This is a genomic window from Pseudomonas sp. A25(2017) (assembly GCF_002001065.1).
In the GTDB taxonomy this organism is placed as follows: domain Bacteria; phylum Pseudomonadota; class Gammaproteobacteria; order Pseudomonadales; family Pseudomonadaceae; genus Aquipseudomonas; species Aquipseudomonas kilonensis.
Genome location: NZ_MUOA01000027.1, coordinates 31,914 through 50,554 on the forward strand (window position 1 = coordinate 31,914; position 18,641 = coordinate 50,554).

Consider the following 18,641-nt stretch of genomic DNA (forward strand, 5'->3'; position numbering starts at 1 on the left):
TGCTTTTGGCGCGAAGGGATTCGTATGCGTGCGTTTTTGCTGCTGTTTGTGTTGGGTTGTTCCCTTTCCTCTGGGGCCTTGGCGGAACCGTTTTATAACGCCAAGCCCCTGGCTCATCCGCTGATAAAAAGCTCCCAGGAGAGTGGGGCGACGCTGGCGTTTATCCGCGAGGCGGAAGGTGTCGTGGGCTATTCGTGCCTGTGCGATTCGCCGGATGGCGCGCCGCAAGTGCTCGATCGGTATGGCGATGCCAGTGTCGAGTCGGTGCTCTACGCCAACCTCGACAGCGATCTCCAGACGTTGGTCGTGCTGTCACGGGCAAAGGGGCAGTACGCCCTTCATGGTTATCGCTTCGTACCGTCCACCGGTATGTATCGCCGGCTTCAGGCGTTGCAGCCGGTATTGGATCGTATCGCTGCTGATCGCAAGGTCCTCACTGCCGCGCTGGTCCAGAAAGAGCTGGGCAAGTTGCCGCCCTACGATTACAGCGCTGTGTTGCCCAAGACCGGTATCGTTGAATTCGACACGCTCAATCCCGCCGACGGCACGCTGGTGGGGTACTTTGGTGTTGACGGCGTCCCGGCTTCATCGGAGCAGCCAGCGGAGGATCCTCATCGCGACACCTACAAAAAAACGTTCCAGCAGCGCGAGGGACGCTGGCTCACGCTGACTTATGAGCGCGTGCCGCCTCAGGACGAGGATGTGGGCTCTGCCTATCGTGTCAGCAGGATGGCCTGGGAAACCGATCCAGCGGTGTACCAGGGCTCCGAGGATGGGGTGTGGGCGTTCTTGGGTAACGGGCGGCTCTGGGCGCTGGGTTCGTATGCCCAGGGTAAGAGAGTGGGCAAGTGGATGGAGTTCGACGAGTCGGGCTACGCGTCCACCGGCGCCTATGTGGATGGATTGCGTCAGGGGTCGTGGGTCGTCAGTGATGGCGGCACGGTTTCCAAGGGCATGATCGTCGACGATTTCTATGAGGGGCGCTGGACGATCGAGGCGCAGGACGATGAGGGGGCTATCTCCGGCTTCGATACATACAAACACGGCGATTTTGACGGGCCTTCCGAGCGCGTGCGTCATGGTGAGGTGGTCCGGCGCGGCGATTTCGTGGAGGGGATGCAGCACGGTGACTGGAAAATGCCGTGGGGTGAGGGGCGTTACGTGCAAGGTGTCCGAGAAGGCCGTTGGACATTGAAGGTGGAAAGCGGTGGTGTCCAGACCGTCGATTTCGTCGCCGACAAAAAGCAAGGCGAGTTGCGTGAAGTGGACGCCGCAGGGGTGTTACGGCTTGTCGAGCATTACCGCGCGGGTGTGTTGGATGGATTGAAAGAAGCCTATGCGGCGAATGGCAAACTCATCTATTCGGCCAACTACGTCAACGGCCAGATCGAAGGGCGGGCGCTGACCTACACGGACGACGGTGCCGTGCTGCTGTCGGACATCTCGTGGCGTTACGGTTCGCGAGAAGGTGCTTTTCGTCTTTATCATCCCAATGGCCAGTCCGATACGGTGGCAACGTACGAGGGGGATGAGCCCATTGGTAACGTGCAGTCATTTGATGCGACAGGGGTGCTGATCGCGGACAGGAACTATTGCCACGTGCCTGATGGGAAATACACCCGTATCAAGCTTTGCGGCAAGCAGCGCGGGGCTTTCAACGACGGGCATTTCGACTCCGAGAGTGATTACCTGTTCGGCAATGAGCAAAGTGCCCGCCACACCCGGGATGGGCGCAAGGTCCGGGAGGTGCTGTTGGGGCCTGATGATCGCGTGACTCGTAACGAGTACTACCCCAATGGCCAGTTGAAGTTCTCTGAAGCCAAGCAGGGCTTTCGGTTGATAACGGTCGAGGGGCGCGAATACAAGGACTACTCGTACGCCAAGCGCGAAGGTGAGACGGTCTACTATTACCCGACGGGTGTGGTTGAGCGCCGTATGAACTTCAAGGGCGACAAGATAGTGGGTTGTTATACCGGCTACGACGAGGCGGGTGTGCAGAATTTCCCGCCACCTGGTGGTTGTCCTCCGCCGAAGCCGGTGGTTTTCAATTTTGGGGAATAATGTGGGGGTGAGCCTGCTCCCACAGGGGGATTGTGGTGGGCACAAAATTTATGCCCGCTGAAGACCCAATGTGGGAGCGGGCTTGCTCGCGAAGACGGCTGCACAGTCAATATCACTGCTAACTGACCCACCGCTTTCGCGAGCAAGCTCGCTCCCACAGGGGTAAGTGGTCTGGTTGGGGGCAAATCGCAGGCAATAAAAAACCGACCCTGAGGTCGGTTTTTTAACGAGCGCGTCGCTTAGGCAGCAGCGGCAACGTTCAGGGCCTTTACGTGGCCATTCAAACGGCTCTTATGGCGAGCAGCCTTGTTCTTGTGGATGATGCCTTTATCGGCCATGCGGTCGATAACTGGCACGGCCAGAACGTAAGCAGCTTGAGCTTTTTCAGCGTCTTTTGCGTCGATGGCCTTAACTACGTTCTTGATGTAGGTACGGACCATGGAACGCAGGCTGGCGTTGTGGCTGCGACGCTTCTCAGCCTGTTTTGCACGTTTTTTGGCGGAAGGTGTGTTGGCCACCGTCGAGCTCCTCGAAAGACTTTTTGGGAAATAGCAAACAAAATAGGCCGCGAATCATGCCGATGAGTTGAAGTCTTGTCAAGGGCGGGTGACGCGTTCCGCTGAATGGCAGGTGCTGCGCACCGAAGGATTTCTTTCCGGCGTGCGACCTGTAAACTCGCGGGCTTTGGCTCTGCACTGTTTAGCGGCGCGGAGTATCGCACAAGTGGGCGCGTTGTTCGCCTGCTGTTTATCGACAGGCAAAAACTCTTTTCATGAATCTGCTCAAATCGTTGGCCGCCGTCAGCTCTATCACGATGCTTTCCCGCGTCCTGGGGTTCGTTCGCGATACGTTGATCGCACGGATATTCGGCGCCGGGATGGCCACCGACGCCTTCTTCATCGCCTTCAAGTTGCCCAACCTGCTGCGGCGGATCTTCGCCGAAGGGGCGTTCTCCCAGGCCTTCGTGCCGATCCTGGCGGAATATAAAAGCCAGAAGGGCGACGAAGCGACCCGCACCTTCATTGCCTACGTCACCGGCCTGCTGACGTTGGTGCTGGCGCTGGTCACGGCGGCCGGCATGCTCGCCGCGCCCTGGGTGATCTGGGCCACGGCCCCGGGTTTCACCGATACGCCAGAAAAATTCCAGCTCACCTCGGACCTGCTGCGGGTGACCTTTCCTTATATATTGCTGATTTCCCTGTCGTCCCTGGCCGGGGCGATCCTCAATACCTGGAACCGCTTTTCCGTGCCGGCCTTTGTGCCGACCCTGCTCAACGTCAGCATGATCATCTTCGCAGTGTTCCTGACACCGTACTTCGATCCGCCGGTGATGGCCCTGGGCTGGGCGGTGCTGGTGGGTGGCCTGGCGCAATTACTTTATCAACTGCCGCACCTGAAAAAGATCGGCATGTTGGTGCTGCCACGGCTGAACTTGCGCGACAGTGGCGTGTGGCGGGTGATGAAGCAGATGTTGCCGGCGATCCTCGGGGTGTCGGTGAGCCAGATTTCCCTGATCATCAACACCATCTTTGCCTCGTTCCTGGTCGCTGGCTCGGTGTCGTGGATGTATTACGCCGACCGTCTGATGGAATTGCCGTCTGGCGTGCTGGGTGTGGCCCTGGGTACGATCCTGCTGCCAACCCTGGCCAAGACCTATGCCAGCCAGGACCGCCATGAATACTCGCGGATTCTCGATTGGGGCCTGCGCCTGTGTTTCGTGCTGGTGTTGCCGTGTGCCTTGGCACTGGGGATCCTGGCCGAGCCGTTGACCGTCTCGTTGTTCCAGTATGGCCAGTTCAATGCCTTCGATGCGTTGATGACCCAGCGGGCACTGATCGCCTACTCGGTGGGCCTGCTCGGGATCATCGTGATCAAGGTGCTGGCGCCGGGGTTCTATGCCCAGCAGAACATTCGCACGCCGGTGAAAATCGCCATTTTCACCCTGGTGATGACGCAGTTGTTCAACCTGATGCTCATCGGCCCGTTGGCCCACGCCGGCCTGGCCCTGGCGATCAGCGCCGGCGCGTGCCTCAACGCCGGGCTGCTGTTTTACCAGTTGCGCAAGCAGAAGATGTATCAGCCGCAGCCGGGCTGGGGCAAGTTTGGCCTCAAGCTGCTGGTCGCCGTGGCGGTGATGTCGGCGGTGTTGCTGGGGGCGATGCATTTCATGCCGGCCTGGGGCGAAGGGCAGATGCTCGAGCGTTTCCTGCGCTTGGGTGTGCTGGTGGTTGCCGGCGTGGTGGCGTATTTCGGCATGTTGCTGCTGATGGGGTTCCGTCTGCGTGACTTCAATCGCAAGGCCTTGAGCTGAGGGCGGGCCTTCGATAATCCCGGGCCGGGCAGTGGTTTTGTCGGTTCGATCACTTTGGGGTGCGGTGTTGCCTGTCGTCGGCCGCCGGGTGTGGTTATAATCGGCCACTTTATGAGCAAGAAGCGCGTTATGCAGCTGGTTCGAGGCCTCCACAACCTGCGCCCCCAACATCGGGGCTGTGTCGCCACTATTGGCAACTTTGACGGTGTTCACCGTGGCCACCAGGCTATCCTGGCGCGGCTGCGCGAGCGTGCGCTGGAATTGGGCTTGCCTAGCTGCGTGGTGATCTTCGAGCCGCAGCCGCGGGAATTTTTCGCCCCGGACACCGCCCCGGCCCGTCTGGCTCGGTTGCGGGACAAGCTGCAACTGCTGGCCGCCGAAGGCGTCGACCGGGTCCTGTGCCTGGCCTTCAACCAGCGCCTGAGCAAGCTCAGTGCCGCCGCATTCGTCGATACCATCCTGGTGGACGGTCTCGATGTGAAGCATCTGGAGGTTGGCGATGATTTCCGTTTCGGCTGTGACCGGTCCGGGGATTTCGACTACCTGCAACAGGCCGGTATCGCCCAGGGCTTCACTGTTGAAGCGGCGCAGACTGTCGAGATGGATGGCTTGCGCGTCAGCAGCACCCAGGTCCGCAATGCCCTGGCGGCTGCCGACTTCGAATTGGCCGAGCGCTTGCTTGGCCGGCCGTACCGGATTGCCGGACGGATTCTGCACGGGCAGAAACTGGCGCGCCAATTGGGCACGCCAACGGCTAACGTGCAGCTCAAGCGCCGTCGTGTGCCGCTCACCGGGGTGTTCCTGGTGAGTGTCGAGATCGACGGCAAGACCTGGCCCGGCGTTGCCAACATCGGTGTGCGACCCACGGTCCAGGGCGATGGCAAGGCCCACCTTGAAGTACATGTTCTGGATTTTGCCGGCGATCTGTATGACCGGCGTTTGACGGTGGTTTTCCACCATAAGCTGCGTGAAGAGCAGCGTTTTGCCTCTCTGGAGGCGCTCAAGACGGCGATCCATGCAGATATCGCCGCCGCCCGTGCCCTTGTCGCAACCAGCGCCAATCGCTAATGAAGAGCCTTAAATGACCGACTATAAAGCCACGCTAAACCTTCCGGACACCGCCTTCCCAATGAAGGCCGGCCTGCCTCAGCGCGAACCACAGATTCTGCAGCGTTGGGACAGCATTGGCCTGTACGGAAAGTTGCGCGAAATTGGCAAGGATCGTCCGAAGTTCGTCCTGCACGACGGTCCTCCGTACGCCAACGGCACTATCCACATCGGTCACGCGCTGAACAAGATTCTCAAGGACATGATCATCCGCTCCAAGACCCTGTCGGGTTTTGATGCGCCGTATGTCCCGGGCTGGGACTGCCACGGCCTGCCGATCGAGCACAAGGTCGAAGTGACCCACGGCAAGAACCTGGGCGCGGACAAGACCCGCGAACTGTGCCGTGCCTACGCCACCGAGCAGATCGAAGGGCAGAAGTCCGAATTCATCCGCCTCGGCGTGCTGGGCGACTTCGCCAACCCGTACAAGACCATGGACTTCAAGAACGAAGCCGGTGAAATCCGTGCCCTGGCGAAAATCGTCGAGGGCGGCTTCGTGTTCAAGGGCCTCAAGCCGGTGAACTGGTGCTTCGATTGCGGTTCGGCCCTGGCCGAGGCGGAAGTCGAGTACGAGAACAAGAAGTCCTCGACCATCGACGTCGCGTTCCCGATCGCCGATGAAGACAAGCTCGCCGCCGCTTTCGGCCTGGGCAAGCTGGCCAAGCCGGCGTCGATCGTGATCTGGACCACCACCCCGTGGACCATCCCGGCCAACCAGGCGCTGAACGTCCATCCGGAATTCAACTATGCCCTGGTCGACGTCGGCGACAAGCTGCTGGTGCTGGCCGAAGAGCTGGTCGAATCCTGCCTGGCCCGCTACAGCCTCGAAGGTTCGGTGATCGCCACCGCGCCAGGTTCGGCGCTGGAGCTGATCAATTTCCGTCATCCGTTCTATGACCGCCTGTCGCCGGTGTACCTGGCCGACTACGTGGAACTGGGCGCAGGTACTGGCGTGGTTCACTCCGCGCCGGCCTATGGCGTCGACGACTTCGTGACCTGCAAGAAATACGGCATGGTCAACGACGACATCCTCAACCCGGTGCAGAGCAATGGCGTGTACGCGCCGTCGCTGGAGTTCTTTGGCGGCCAGTTCATCTGGAAAGCCAACCCGGCCATCGTCGACAAGCTGACCGAAGTTGGCGCGCTGCTGCACACCACCGTCATCGAACACAGCTACATGCACTGCTGGCGGCACAAGACCCCGCTGATCTACCGCGCCACCGCGCAGTGGTTCATCGGCATGGACAAGCAGCCAACCAGCGGCGACACCCTGCGCCAGCGTTCGCTCAAGGCCATCGAAGAAACCCAGTTCGTGCCGGCCTGGGGCCAGGCGCGCCTGCACTCGATGATCGCCAACCGTCCGGACTGGTGCATCTCCCGCCAGCGCAACTGGGGCGTGCCGATCCCGTTCTTCCTGAGCAAGGAAAGCGGCGAGTTGCACCCGCGCACCGTCGAACTGATGGAAATCGTGGCCAAGCGCGTCGAATCCGAAGGCATCGAAGCCTGGTTCAAGATGGATGCCGCCGAGCTGCTGGGTGACGAAGCGCCGCTGTACGACAAGATCAGCGACACCCTGGACGTCTGGTTCGACTCCGGCACCACCCATTGGCACGTGCTGCGCGGTTCGCACCCGATGGGCCACGAGAGCGGTCCGCGTGCCGACCTGTACCTGGAAGGCTCTGACCAGCACCGCGGCTGGTTCCACTCGTCGTTGCTGACCGGTTGCGCCATCGACAATCACGCGCCGTATCGCGAGTTGCTGACCCACGGCTTCACGGTCGACGAGTCCGGTCGCAAGATGTCCAAGTCCCTGGGCAACGTGATCGCGCCGCAGAAGGTCAACGACACCTTGGGCGCCGACATCATGCGCCTGTGGGTGGCCTCCACCGACTATTCCGGCGAGATGGCCGTTTCCGAGCAGATCCTGCAGCGCAGCGCGGACGCCTACCGGCGGATCCGTAACACCGCGCGCTTCCTGCTTTCCAACCTGACCGGCTTCAACCCGGCCACCGACCTGCTGCCGGCCGAAGAAATGCTCGCGCTGGACCGTTGGGCCGTGGACCGTACCCTGCTGCTGCAACGCGAATTGCAGGAGCACTACGGCGAATACCGCTTCTGGAACGTCTACTCCAAGATCCACAACTTCTGCGTGCAGGAGCTCGGTGGTTTCTACCTCGACATCATCAAGGACCGCCAGTACACCACCGGCGCCAACAGCAAGGCCCGTCGTTCGTGCCAGACCGCGCTGTTCCACATCAGCGAGGCGCTGGTGCGCTGGATCGCACCGATCCTGGCGTTCACCGCCGACGAGCTGTGGCAGTACCTGCCGGGCGAGCGCAACGAATCGGTGATGCTCAACACCTGGTACGAAGGCTTGACCGAACTGCCGGAAGGTTCCGAGCTGGACCGTGCGTATTGGGATCGCGTGATGGCGGTCAAGGCGGCGGTCAACAAGGAGATGGAGATCCAGCGCGCGGCCAAGGCCGTCGGTGGCAACCTGCAGGCCGAAGTCACCCTCTACGCCGAAGACGCCCTGAGTGCCGATCTGGCCAAGCTGAGCAACGAGCTGCGCTTCGTGCTGATCACCTCCACCGCCAGCGTTGCACCTTTCGTGCAGGCGCCGGCCGATGCGGTGACCACTGAAGTCAGCGGCCTGAAGCTGAAGATCGTCAAGTCGAACCACACCAAGTGCGCCCGCTGCTGGCACTGCCGTGAAGACGTCGGCGTGAATCCGGAGCATCCGGAAATCTGCGGTCGTTGCGTGGACAACATCAGTGGTGCTGGCGAGGTTCGTCATTATGCCTAACGCAGCGGGCCGCTTCGGGCGGCTGGGCTGGCTCTGGTTGAGTGTGCTGGTCTTGGTCATCGACCAGGCCAGCAAGTACTACTTCGAGAACTCGCTGACGATGTACCAGCAGATCGTGATCATTCCCGACTACTTCAGCTGGACCTTGGCCTACAACACCGGAGCGGCGTTCAGTTTCCTGGCCGACAGCTCAGGCTGGCAGCGCTGGCTGTTTGCCCTGATCGCCATCGTGGTCAGCGCCGTGCTGGTGGTCTGGCTCAAGCGCCTGGGGCGCAATGAGACCTGGCTGGCCGTGGCGCTGGCCCTGGTGCTCGGTGGTGCCTTGGGCAACCTCTATGACCGCATCGCCCTGGGCCACGTCATCGATTTCATCCTGGTGCATTGGCAGAACCGCTGGTATTTCCCGGCGTTCAACTTTGCTGACAGCGCCATCAGCGTGGGCGCGGTGATGCTCGCCCTGGACATGTTCAAGAGCAAGAAAACCGGAGAAGCCGTCCATGACTGAGCAGCGTATCGCTCAAAACACTGAAGTGAAGCTTCACTTCGCCCTGCACCTGGAAAACGGTGACACCGTCGACAGCACTTTCGACAAGGCCCCGGCGGTGTTCAAGGTCGGTGATGGCAACCTGCTGCCAGGCTTCGAAGCGGCGATCTTCGGCTTCAAGGCCGGCGACAAGCGCACCGTGGTCGTATCACCGGAAAACGCCTTTGGTCAGCCCAACCCGCAAAACGTGCAGACCATGCCACGCTCCCAGTTCCAGGACATGGAGCTGTCCCAGGGCCTGCTGGTGATCTTCAACGACGCGGCCAATACCGAGCTGCCGGGTGTGGTGAAGGCTTTCGACGACACCCAGGTGACCGTGGACTTCAACCATCCGCTGGCGGGCAAGACCTTGAACTTCGAAGTGGAAATCCTTGAGGTCAAGGCGTTGTAACTGACTGGATGCGGTTTAGTGTGGGAGCGGGCTTGCTCGCGAAGGCGGAGTGTCAGCCAACATTAATGTTGAATGTAAGGCCCTCTTCGCGAGCAAGCCCGCTCCCACATGGATCTTCATTGTTTTCCGAGCCCTTGGTTCGATCAACAGGCAATTCTTGCGCGCAAGACACGAGGCACAGCATGCAAATCAAACTCGCCAACCCCCGTGGCTTCTGCGCCGGTGTGGACCGGGCGATCGAAATCGTCAACCGCGCCCTGGAAGTCTTCGGGCCGCCGATCTACGTGCGCCACGAAGTGGTCCACAACAAATTCGTCGTCGAAGACCTGCGTAGCCGCGGGGCGATTTTCGTCGAGGAACTGGACCAGGTGCCGGACGACGTCATCGTGATCTTCAGCGCCCACGGGGTTTCCCAGGCCGTACGCACCGAAGCCGCCGGCCGTGGCCTGAAGGTTTTCGACGCGACGTGCCCATTGGTGACCAAGGTGCACATCGAAGTGGCGCGCTACAGCCGTGACGGTCGCGAATGCATCCTGATCGGCCATGAAGGCCATCCGGAAGTCGAAGGCACCATGGGTCAATACGATGCCAGCAACGGCGGTGCGATCTACCTGGTCGAAGACGAGGAGGACGTGGCGGCTTTGCAGGTTCGCAACCCTGAGAGCCTGGCTTTTGTTACCCAGACAACCCTGTCCATGGACGACACCAGCCGTGTGATCGACGCCTTGCGCTCGCGCTTTCCGTCCATCGGCGGCCCGCGCAAGGATGACATCTGCTACGCCACCCAGAACCGTCAGGACGCGGTCAAGCAACTGGCCAACGAATGCGATGTGGTGCTGGTCGTCGGCAGCCCGAACAGCTCCAACTCCAACCGCTTGCGTGAGCTGGCCGAGCGTATGGCCACCCCGGCCTACCTGATCGACGGTGCCGAGGACATGCAGCGCAACTGGTTCGATGGCGTCGAGCGCATCGGCATCACCGCCGGCGCTTCCGCACCGGAAGTCCTGGTGCGTGGCGTGATCCAGCAGTTGCAGGCCTGGGGCGCAACGGGTGCCGATGAACTGTCCGGTCGCGAGGAAAACATTACGTTCTCGATGCCGAAAGAGTTGCGTGTGCGCTCCTTGCTTTAAGTCCTTTCTCGCACAGGGCCTGCTCGGCTTTGACGCTTTCCAGGCGGACGCGGCCGGAGGGCGCCAGTATCACTTGATGATGGCTGACCGGCCCGCGTTTGGCGCAGACATGCAGCCTGCCGGCCTTAAAGGCGCCGTTGGGGTGCAGGGCTTCGCCCTGGTTGCCGAACATCACCCTGCGCCTCATCGGCTGGTTGCCGATCACACGAGCGCTTGCGGTGCGTTCCATCAGCAAGGTTTTCTCCTTGTTGTCCAGCATGATCCGCCAGCCCTTGCCCCAATCGTTGTCTATCCCTTGTATCAATACGCTGCGGTTACGCGTGATGGCTTCGCTGCGGGCAATGCGCAACCCGCTGATCAGCAACTGCGCGGTGTCCTCGCGTTCGATGGATTCGATCAGCTCTTTGTAGCTCGCGCCGGCCCACGGCAGAACAATTGCGGCGATTGCCAGTCCCATGAGCAGTTCGATCAGGCTGAAGCCCTGTTGATACATGATGTCTCCTCCCTGGAGAGTGTGAAGCGGATCTAAGACTTATGAATTACTGTGGCGAGGGGATTTATCCCCGCTGGGCTGCGTAGCAGCCCCAAATCAGCCTCCGCGGGGATGTCAGGTTGGATAGTAATCGGTTTCATTGGGGCTGCTTCGCAGCCCAACGGGGATAAATCCCCTCGCCACAGACTGCAGCACTGCACACAAGGCGGTGGTTTGTTCTAGCGTGTAGAGGCAGGTATAGCCGACGGCAACGGAGGGCATCGATGGATCTTCGTACAAAAGGTTTCACGCTGATCGAGGTGCTGGTGGCCCTTGGCGTGCTGCTGATCCTGATCACCATGGCGGTACCGTCATTCACGAGCTCGCTGCAGAGCACCAAGGCCGATACCGAGATCGGCGACTTGCGCCGGGCGCTGAACTTTGCCCGGATGGAGGCGATCGACCGTGGTATCACCACGCGAATTCGCCCCACGACCCAAGGCGGTGCCTGGAGCGGCGAACTCACGGTGTATGACAGTACTGGCTCGTCGCCCATTATATTGCGGGTTGTTCCAGCGATGGGCAGTGGCGTGACTCTGACGCTACCCTCAGACGTGACCAGCATCGATTTCAACAACCTTGGCGGGTTATCGGCACCGGCCACGCCAGTGAGCTTCAATTACGTAAGAGGAGCGCAGAGCAGGACGCTGGGTGTTTGCCTCAATGGACGAATCGTATTGGGTGGAAATTGCGGATGAAGGGTTGCAGTAAAAGGGCGCAGGCCGGCATGACGTTGATCGAAGTGCTGGTGGCGGTGCTGATTCTCGGCGTCGGTTTGCTGGGGGCGGCGATGATCCAGCTCAATGCGCTCAAGTACACCGACAGTTCGCGCATGACCAGCCAGGCCAGCTTCATTGCCTATGACCTGCTGGACCGCATTCGCGCCAACTCCGGCGCTGACTACACCATCACACCGCCCAGCTCGCCGAACCTCAACGTGGCCCGGGACCAGGACCTCTACGATTTCAAGACCAACATCATCGCCTTCGGCGGCGCCACGGCCACGGGCACCATTGCCCTGAACCAGCGCGTCTACACCATCACCATTTCCTGGGACGACGCCCGGGCCGCCAACACCACCAACGCCGCCGAGGCGCGGCGCAGCTTCGTGCTGACCAGCCGTGTCGCCGTCGACCCGGTGGGGACGCCGCCATGAACCGGCACAGTCGCGGTTTTGGCTTGATCGAGTTGATGATCGCGCTGGTGCTCAGCCTGATCGTCATCCTGGGTGTCGTGCAGATTTTCATTGCCGCCAAAAACACCTACGTCAGTCAGAATGCCGCCGCGGTGATTCAGGAGGACGCGCGGTTTGCCTTGAGCAAAATGGTCCAGGAAATTCGCATGGTGGGCATGTTCGGTTGCGTGGCGACCATCATCGATGCCTCAACGGATAACAGTTTCGCTGCCAGCCAGACCACTCCAATCCGTTGGGATAACGCCAACCGGAGATTGACCCTGGTCACCGCGGACATTGGGAGTGGCGGTAGCCTGCCGACCTGGACCGTCGTCTCCGATTGCCGTACCTCGGCGACGGCTTATTCGAACGCACGGGTGCCAGCGGCGGGGCAATTGGCCTTCCCGATCCGTCGACTGGTCTACAGCTTCAACAACGACCAATTGCTGTTGGGCAGCGGCACCGGCAATCCGCCGACCCTGTCGGTGCTGGTGGACAACGTGCGGGCGTTCGACGTGACGTTCGGCATGGCCGCCAGCGCCACGGACATCGCAGCCTCGAGCTACACCGGCAACCCGGCTGACCCGGCACTGATCCGCAGCGTGCGCCTGAGCCTGACGCTCTTTGATCCAAGGAACACGGTGCGCGAGCAGACTTTCAATGTGGTTGCCGCCTTGCGCAACCGGCTGCTATGAGGGGGCGATCGATGAGTTCGATGGATCTCAAGCAGCGCCAGCGTGGCATGGCACTGCTGGTCAGCCTGGTTTTCCTGTTGCTGCTGACGCTGATCGGCCTGTCGTCGATGCAGAGCGCCACGCTTCAGGAAAAAATGACCAGCAGCGTCATGCAACGCAACCAGTCCTTCCAGATTGCCGAGGCGGCGTTGAGGATCGGTGAGAGTGCGGTGCAGGTCGAGACATACTCGCTGGCGGTCTGTACCACTACGACCCAATGTGCACCACCGGCCGATTCGGCAACCGTCACGACAGCCGGGCGCAATTCGTCGTCGGGGGTGCTCTGGGTTGCCGCCGCTGGTGGGTTTTATGGTGTGCAGAACATCGGTATTACGCAGGATGCCGTCAATCTCGACCTAAGCGGTCAATCCGTGACGCTGTACAGGATCACGGCGGTGGCTGTGGTGGGGAATAACCAGCGCAGCGTGGTGGAGAGCATCTATGCGAAATACTGAGGTGCGCCGTGGCTGGATTGTGATGTTATGGGGGGGCTTGCTCAGCCTTTACCTGATGGCCCCGGCCTATGCCTTCACGCCTTCGGACTCGCCGCTGCTAAGTGCCGGTGCCGTTACGCCTAACGTGATGCTGCTGATCGATGATTCGGGGAGCATGAACAACATCATCTGGGCGGCGGGGTTTGATCCGGCGGCGGCGCAAACGCGCACTTATGTATGCGGCGCCAATAACAACTGCAACGACAGGGATACTGAGTTGGATCAGACCGACTCGAATATCCTGTTATTGGGCCTGTTCCGTGGCGGCTGCTCGTCGGGCTGGTACGGTTTTTATCGACCCAGCCTTGGCCGGATCTGTCTGCGGCTGCCGGACCCAGTCGGGAGCGGCAATACCCGTTATACCGGTAAGTACCTGGCGTATCTGGTAACCCTGGCCAACGGTTCGAACCGGGATTTTACCACCGGCACGATTCCTACGGATTACCGAATCAACGTTGCACGGGATGTCTCCAACGACCTGGTTGCCAACAACCGTGCACTGCGCATCGGTCTCGCCACCTTCAACCCACCCAGCTTCAGCAACTCCGGCCCTGGGGGCTACATTGCCCGCGCCATCAGCGACCTGTCTCCCGTCAGCGGCAGCGTGACCCAGGCCCAGGCCAACAGCAACTACAGTGCCCTGATCAACGCGATCAACGGCTTGGGTGCCGTCGCGAATACGCCGCTTGCCGAGAGCTATTACGAAGTCACCCGCTACTTCAGGGGCATGGCGCCGTACTACAACGGTACACCGAGCACTTACACCAGCCCGATCCAGTATCGTTGCCAGAAAAATTTCGGCGTGGTGATCACCGACGGTTTCCCTACCTATGACCGCACGTTCCCCACCAACGACCCGCAGGGCTTGGCTCGGCTGCCGAACTGGGATAACGGCGTCAGCGGCAGCAACAGCGATGGCACCAATCTCAATGGTGACGACGAGGGCGACACGCTTTACCTGGACGACATCGCCAAGTTCGCCTTTGACATCGACATGCGCACCACTGGCAACGACGTCACCGGCAAGAGCTGGAACGCCACGGATTTCCCCCGGCAATACCTCAATACCTACACCGTGGGTTTTGCCGTCACCAACCAGATGTTGTCCGACGCTGCCCGCTACGGCGCAGGCAAGTATTATCCGGCGAGCGACAGCGCAGGCCTGAACGATGCCCTGTCATCTGCCTTGAGCGACATCACCTCCAAGGCCGGCTCCGGGGGCGGTGGCACCACCAACGCCGCCACGGTGTCCAGCACCTCCAGTTACTACCAGACCACCTATGACCCCAAGGACTGGCGCGGCACCATCCGTGCGTTCGGCTTCACCGCGGCTGGCACGGTCAACAGGGCGGCGGTGCAGTGGACCACCGACACGGCCATCGTGCCCGGCGCCACGGCACCGATCTATCAGTCCTGGAACACCGCGACCAATGTGCCGGTGACCTTGGCCTATGGCAATTTTTCGCCGGCCCAGCAAACCAGCCTCAGCCAGAACCTGCCCACGGGGATCACCGGCAATGACCTGGTGGAGTGGAGCAAGGGCGTCAACAAAACCGGCCTGAAGATACGCAGTGTGTTGCTGGGGGACATCATCAATTCGCCGCTGGTGCTGGCGTCGCCCAATGAGCAGACCGCTGCGGATTTGCTCAATGACACGAGCTACAGCACGTACCTGGCGACCAAGGCGGCGAACATGAATACCAGCCTGGTGGTGAACGCCAACGACGGTTTCTTCAGCGTCATCAACGGTGCAAACGGTACGCGGCGTTATGCCTATATGCCGTCGAGCGTGCTGCCCTCGTTGCAGGACATTGCCGACACCAACTACGTCAACGGTGTGAGCCACAAGTTTTTGGTGGATGGACAGGTCGGCGTATTCGATACGCAATCGGGGAGTGTCTGGAAGACAGTGGCCCTGGGCGGCACGGGTGCCGGGGGCAAGACGTTCTATGCGGTTCAGCTGTTCGATGCGACGGCGGGCAATGTGTTGCGAGCGTTGTGGGAAATCAGCGCGCCGACTGTTGCCAACACCGCCAACGCCTTCAATGACCTGGGCTACGCCTACGCCCGTCCCGAAGTCGCGCGCCTGGCGGATGGGCGCTGGGCGGCATTCATCTCCAACGGCTACGGCAGCAACAGCGGTGTCGCGGCGTTGTACGTGGTGGATATCCGCGACGGCTCGTTGATCAGGAAAATCGTTGTTAACAGCAACGAGACCGATAATGGCCTGTCGTCGGTCAAGTTGCGGGTCAACTCCCAGAATGTGGTGCAGGCGGCATACGGTGGCGACTTGAAAGGGCGGATGTGGAAGTTTGACCTCAGCGGTACTTCTCCAACCGCCTGGGGCGTGGCGTTTTCCGGTCAGCCATTGTTTACCGCGCCCGGTGGCGCGACTCAGCCGATCACCGTTCAACCGCTGCTGGCAAACAACCCCCAGGGCGGCACCCAAGTCTTTTTCGGCACCGGCAAATTCAACGAGGCAGCGGATAAACTCAACAAGGATCTGCAGGGGTTCTACTCAATCTGGGATGCTACTGGCGGTGCCGGGCAAATCACCGTGTCGAGCCTGCAGGCCCAGTCGATCACGGGGGTGTTTTCAGGCAACACAGGGCAGTTTGTGACCACCAGCCAGACCGACGTGGCTTATCCGACGAAAAAGGGTTGGTACCTGCCGTTGGTATACAACAATGTGCTGACCGGGGAGCGGGTGATCAACCCGGCCAATCTGGTGAGCGGGCGCGTGGTCTTTACCACGGCCGCCGTGGACACCACCGACCCGTGCGCCAGCTTCGGTACCGGCAAACTGATCGAGCTGGATGCGTTCAACGGTAAGATGCTCAACTATGCGGTGCTCGATACCAACGGTGACGGCACGCTCAACAGCTCCGACACGATTTCCAGCGGGGTGGTCTTCACGGGCGGTATCCCGACCCTGAGCGCTGTGGTCAGCGCCAACGGGGCCACCAACATGATCGTGAACGACTCCGGTGGCGGTATCACCGACCTGCTGGAAAAATCCGCCGGCGTTACTAGCCGCCGCATCATGTGGCGGCAAATACAATGAAGAGGCAAGGCATGCGCAGATCCAACCGGGGTTTCACCTTGATCGAAATCATGATCGTGATTGCGATCATCGGTATCGTGATTACCATCGGCTATCCGAGCCTGACCGAATACATGAAGAAGGGCCGACGGGCTGAAATTGCCGGGCTGTTATCGGAGCAGGCGCAGATTCTCGAGCGCTATTACTCGAAGAATAACGTCTACACCAATGCGACCGGCCTGAGCGGCGGTAACGATTTCTACACCATTACCCCGACGCTGGCGGACCAGAGCTTCACCCTGATCGCCGTGCGCAAGAGCGGTTCGTCCATGGCGACGGACAAGTGCGGTGATTTCAGGATCAACAACACGGGCACGCGAGACGTGGTCAACCAGGCTGCCGGGCTGACCGCCAAGGATTGCTGGGGCCGCTGAGTTTCTTTTTTTGGGGTGCAGCCTTGTGCCCTCTGTCTTATGAGTCGAATCAGAACATGACCAGGCAACAGCAAGTGGTGATTGTCGGCGGCGGAGTCATTGGCCTGCTGACGGCGTTCAATCTGGCGTCAGAAGGGCAGCGTGTGGTGCTGCTGGACCGTTCCAGTGTCGGTCAGGAATCGTCCTGGGCCGGCGGCGGTATCGTGTCGCCGTTGTACCCCTGGCGCTACAGCCCGGCGGTCACGGCGCTGGCCCATTGGTCGCAGGATTTTTATCCACAGCTGGGCGAGCGCTTGTTCGCCACTACCGGGATCGATCCGCAAGTGCATGTCACCGGTCTGTATTGGCTGGACCTGGACGATCAGGACGAAGCGCTGGCCTGGGCCGAGCGTGAAGGGCGCCCGATGCGGGCTGTGGATATCTCGGCTGTCCACGACGCCGTGCCGGTGCTGGGCGCGGGTTTTTCCCGGGCGATCTACATGGCCGACGTGGCCAACGTGCGCAATCCGCGGTTGGTGAAGTCCCTCAAGGCTGCCTTGCTGGCGATGCCGAACGTCACGATTCATGAGCAGTGCGAAGTCGGCGGGTTCATTCGCGACGGAGGGCGTGTGGTGGGTGTGCACAGTTCTGCCGGAGAAATTCGTGGCGATGAGGTGGTGCTGGCCGCCGGTGCCTGGAGTGGCGAGTTGCTCAAGACCTTGGGCTTGAAGTTGCCGGTTGAGCCGGTCAAGGGCCAGATGATTCTGTACAAGTGCGCGTCGGATTTTCTGTCGAGCATGGTCCTGGCCAAGGGGCGTTATGCGATTCCGCGTCGTGATGGGCATATTCTGGTTGGCAGTACGCTGGAGCGTGAAGGCTTTGACAAGACCCCGACGGATACGGCGCTGGAGAGCCTGAAGGCTTCGGCACAGCAGTTGATTCCAGCGTTGGGCGGTGCCGAGGTGGTCGGGCATTGGGCTGGGTTGCGGCCTGGGTCGCCTGAAGGCATTCCTTATATCGGCGAGGTGCCGGGGGTTGCGGGGCTGTGGTTGAATTGCGGGCATTATCGCAATGGGCTGGTGTTGGCGCCGGCGTCGTGTCAGTTGTTTACGGATTTGATGTTGGGGCGTGAGCCGGTGATTGATCCTGCGCCGTATGCGCCGGCGGGGCGGTTGTAAGGTTCGGTTTTTCCTGTGGGAGCGAGTTTGCTTGCGATGGCGGTGTGTTGATCGAGTACATATCCCTTGCTGCGGTAACGGCTGCCTAGGGTTCCGCCCTTACGGCGGCTCACTTTTGGAAGAGCGCCAAAAGTAAGCAAAAGCGCTTTGCCCCACCACTCGGTGCCTCGCCTAGGCTCGGCATGCCCTCACTCCGGCATTGCTCCGTGGGCCGCCGCGAAGGGCCATCCATGGCCCAGCGCGGCTACCTCGGCATCCATGCCGAGGTGCCCACTCCACAACGCCTGCGTTCGGCCAGCGTGGTTAACGGGGCGCCCCAGATCAAGATCAAAAGCGAGGCGGCCTAGTAGCCGACCTGGCTCTCTTGGTCGTACACCTGTCAGATCTGTGGGAGCAAAGCTTGCTCGCGAGGCGGCCTGACAGCCGACCTGGTTCTCCCAGGTGAACCCAATCCAACTGTGGGAGCGGGCTTGCTCGCGAAGGCGGCGGCACATCCAACGCTGATGCAAGCTGACCCACTGCTATCGTGAGCAAGCTCGCTCCCACATTGGATCTTCATTCAGTAGACACAAAATTTCATGTGCGCCCGGACCTCCTGTGGGAGATTCTATGGTACGGGGCTACCCCTTAAATGCCTTTCGGTAAGTATTCGCTCTGGTTCTTCAGCAGGGCGAATACCACTCGGGCAAGCTTGCGGGCCAGTGCCACTAATGCTTCGGTTGT

General features: G+C 60.7%; 17 protein-coding genes and 1 pseudogene. 15 read left to right on the forward strand and 3 right to left on the reverse strand.

Annotated features, from left to right (window positions below; all coding sequences use genetic code 11):
* The first annotated feature begins 24 nt into the window (after positions 1 to 24).
* Positions 25 to 2,061, forward strand: coding sequence for a toxin-antitoxin system YwqK family antitoxin (locus B0E42_RS01180; RefSeq protein ID WP_077505337.1), 2,037 nt, complete (start codon positions 25 to 27; stop codon positions 2,059 to 2,061).
* A gap of 239 nt (positions 2,062 to 2,300) precedes the next feature.
* Here the strand turns inward: B0E42_RS01180 and rpsT are convergent, their stop codons facing one another.
* Entirely contained in the window at positions 2,301 to 2,579 is a 279-nt protein-coding gene (gene rpsT / locus B0E42_RS01185; protein WP_003185593.1) for a 30S ribosomal protein S20, read from the reverse strand.
* Positions 2,580 to 2,833: 254 nt separating this feature from the next.
* Between rpsT and murJ the strand changes: the two genes are divergently transcribed.
* The 6 genes from murJ (at position 2,834) to ispH (ending at position 10,350) form a co-directional block, all read left to right on the forward strand.
* Positions 2,834 to 4,372 (forward strand): murein biosynthesis integral membrane protein MurJ, encoded by a 1,539-nt coding sequence (gene murJ, locus B0E42_RS01190; RefSeq protein ID WP_018600981.1) that lies wholly within the window; start codon positions 2,834 to 2,836, stop codon positions 4,370 to 4,372.
* Positions 4,373 to 4,501: 129 nt separating this feature from the next.
* Positions 4,502 to 5,440 (forward strand): bifunctional riboflavin kinase/FAD synthetase, encoded by a 939-nt coding sequence (ribF, locus tag B0E42_RS01195; RefSeq protein WP_018600979.1) that lies wholly within the window; start codon positions 4,502 to 4,504, stop codon positions 5,438 to 5,440.
* A gap of 13 nt (positions 5,441 to 5,453) precedes the next feature.
* The gene (ileS, locus tag B0E42_RS01200; RefSeq protein ID WP_024617318.1) at positions 5,454 to 8,285 is read left to right on the forward strand and encodes an isoleucine--tRNA ligase; all 2,832 of its coding nucleotides are present in this window, start codon (positions 5,454 to 5,456) and stop codon (positions 8,283 to 8,285) included.
* Positions 8,278 to 8,790, forward strand: a complete 513-nt coding sequence (lspA, locus tag B0E42_RS01205) for a signal peptidase II (RefSeq protein ID WP_014340279.1) — start codon at positions 8,278 to 8,280, stop codon at positions 8,788 to 8,790. The genes ileS and lspA overlap by 8 nt, the downstream gene beginning before the upstream one ends.
* Complete coding sequence (gene fkpB, locus B0E42_RS01210; protein ID WP_077505323.1) at positions 8,783 to 9,220, forward strand: FKBP-type peptidyl-prolyl cis-trans isomerase; 438 nt, start codon at positions 8,783 to 8,785, stop codon at positions 9,218 to 9,220. The genes lspA and fkpB overlap by 8 nt, the downstream gene beginning before the upstream one ends.
* A gap of 182 nt (positions 9,221 to 9,402) precedes the next feature.
* The gene (gene ispH / locus B0E42_RS01215) at positions 9,403 to 10,350 is read left to right on the forward strand and encodes a 4-hydroxy-3-methylbut-2-enyl diphosphate reductase (protein ID WP_077505325.1); all 948 of its coding nucleotides are present in this window, start codon (positions 9,403 to 9,405) and stop codon (positions 10,348 to 10,350) included.
* Here the strand turns inward: ispH and B0E42_RS01220 are convergent.
* Positions 10,304 to 10,843 carry a GspH/FimT family pseudopilin gene (locus tag B0E42_RS01220; RefSeq protein ID WP_077505327.1) on the reverse strand — a complete coding sequence of 180 codons (540 nt, stop codon included), beginning with the start codon at positions 10,841 to 10,843 and terminating at the stop codon, positions 10,304 to 10,306. The two genes, ispH and B0E42_RS01220, sit on opposite strands and share 47 nt — an antisense overlap.
* 263 nt (positions 10,844 to 11,106) lie before the next feature.
* Here B0E42_RS01220 and B0E42_RS01225 point away from each other — a divergent pair, with 263 nt between their 5' ends.
* From B0E42_RS01225 to B0E42_RS31005, 8 genes are all read left to right on the forward strand, one after another.
* Positions 11,107 to 11,580, forward strand: coding sequence for a GspH/FimT family pseudopilin (locus B0E42_RS01225; RefSeq protein ID WP_024617315.1), 474 nt, complete (start codon positions 11,107 to 11,109; stop codon positions 11,578 to 11,580).
* Positions 11,577 to 12,038 (forward strand): type IV pilus modification protein PilV, encoded by a 462-nt coding sequence (gene pilV / locus B0E42_RS01230; protein WP_077505329.1) that lies wholly within the window; start codon positions 11,577 to 11,579, stop codon positions 12,036 to 12,038. Before B0E42_RS01225 ends, pilV begins: the two co-directional genes overlap by 4 nt.
* Positions 12,035 to 12,751: a PilW family protein gene (locus B0E42_RS01235; protein ID WP_077505331.1), complete on the forward strand. Its 717-nt coding sequence runs from the start codon at positions 12,035 to 12,037 to the stop codon at positions 12,749 to 12,751. Before pilV ends, B0E42_RS01235 begins: the two co-directional genes overlap by 4 nt.
* 20 nt (positions 12,752 to 12,771) lie before the next feature.
* A complete protein-coding gene (locus B0E42_RS01240) occupies positions 12,772 to 13,245 on the forward strand; it encodes a PilX N-terminal domain-containing pilus assembly protein (protein WP_077505339.1) in 474 nt (157 codons plus the stop codon).
* A complete protein-coding gene (locus B0E42_RS01245) occupies positions 13,232 to 16,348 on the forward strand; it encodes a pilus assembly protein (RefSeq protein ID WP_077505333.1) in 3,117 nt (1,038 codons plus the stop codon). The genes B0E42_RS01240 and B0E42_RS01245 overlap by 14 nt, the downstream gene beginning before the upstream one ends.
* An 11-nt stretch (positions 16,349 to 16,359) precedes the next feature.
* Positions 16,360 to 16,761 carry a type IV pilin protein gene (locus B0E42_RS01250; protein ID WP_053181977.1) on the forward strand — a complete coding sequence of 134 codons (402 nt, stop codon included), beginning with the start codon at positions 16,360 to 16,362 and terminating at the stop codon, positions 16,759 to 16,761.
* Between the two features lie 56 nt (positions 16,762 to 16,817).
* Positions 16,818 to 17,918, forward strand: coding sequence for a glycine oxidase ThiO (gene thiO, locus B0E42_RS01255; RefSeq protein ID WP_077505335.1), 1,101 nt, complete (start codon positions 16,818 to 16,820; stop codon positions 17,916 to 17,918).
* A 206-nt stretch (positions 17,919 to 18,124) separates the two neighbouring features.
* A complete protein-coding gene (locus B0E42_RS31005; RefSeq protein WP_156334938.1) occupies positions 18,125 to 18,265 on the forward strand; it encodes a hypothetical protein in 141 nt (46 codons plus the stop codon).
* A 280-nt stretch (positions 18,266 to 18,545) separates the two neighbouring features.
* Here B0E42_RS31005 and B0E42_RS31365 read toward each other — a convergent pair.
* Positions 18,546 to 18,641 (reverse strand): annotated as a pseudogene (locus tag B0E42_RS31365) (IS110 family transposase); the annotation flags it as partial.

What these genes read in the sequence shown, in the direction of transcription:
- pilV (WP_077505329.1), top strand. Translation starts at nt 11,577, where the DNA reads ATGAAGGGTTGCAGTAAAAGGGCGCAGGCCGGCATGACGTTGATCGAA.
- B0E42_RS01245 (WP_077505333.1), top strand. Translation starts at nt 13,232, where the DNA reads ATGCGAAATACTGAGGTGCGCCGTGGCTGGATTGTGATGTTATGGGGG.
- B0E42_RS01220 (WP_077505327.1), bottom strand. Translation starts at nt 10,843, where the DNA reads ATGTATCAACAGGGCTTCAGCCTGATCGAACTGCTCATGGGACTGGCA.
- ispH (WP_077505325.1), top strand. Translation starts at nt 9,403, where the DNA reads ATGCAAATCAAACTCGCCAACCCCCGTGGCTTCTGCGCCGGTGTGGAC.
- ribF (WP_018600979.1), top strand. Translation starts at nt 4,502, where the DNA reads ATGCAGCTGGTTCGAGGCCTCCACAACCTGCGCCCCCAACATCGGGGC.
- B0E42_RS01250 (WP_053181977.1), top strand. Translation starts at nt 16,360, where the DNA reads ATGCGCAGATCCAACCGGGGTTTCACCTTGATCGAAATCATGATCGTG.
- murJ (WP_018600981.1), top strand. Translation starts at nt 2,834, where the DNA reads ATGAATCTGCTCAAATCGTTGGCCGCCGTCAGCTCTATCACGATGCTT.
- lspA (WP_014340279.1), top strand. Translation starts at nt 8,278, where the DNA reads ATGCCTAACGCAGCGGGCCGCTTCGGGCGGCTGGGCTGGCTCTGGTTG.
- thiO (WP_077505335.1), top strand. Translation starts at nt 16,818, where the DNA reads ATGACCAGGCAACAGCAAGTGGTGATTGTCGGCGGCGGAGTCATTGGC.
- ileS (WP_024617318.1), top strand. Translation starts at nt 5,454, where the DNA reads ATGACCGACTATAAAGCCACGCTAAACCTTCCGGACACCGCCTTCCCA.
- fkpB (WP_077505323.1), top strand. Translation starts at nt 8,783, where the DNA reads ATGACTGAGCAGCGTATCGCTCAAAACACTGAAGTGAAGCTTCACTTC.
- B0E42_RS01225 (WP_024617315.1), top strand. Translation starts at nt 11,107, where the DNA reads ATGGATCTTCGTACAAAAGGTTTCACGCTGATCGAGGTGCTGGTGGCC.
- B0E42_RS01235 (WP_077505331.1), top strand. Translation starts at nt 12,035, where the DNA reads ATGAACCGGCACAGTCGCGGTTTTGGCTTGATCGAGTTGATGATCGCG.
- B0E42_RS01240 (WP_077505339.1), top strand. Translation starts at nt 12,772, where the DNA reads ATGGATCTCAAGCAGCGCCAGCGTGGCATGGCACTGCTGGTCAGCCTG.
- B0E42_RS01180 (WP_077505337.1), top strand. Translation starts at nt 25, where the DNA reads ATGCGTGCGTTTTTGCTGCTGTTTGTGTTGGGTTGTTCCCTTTCCTCT.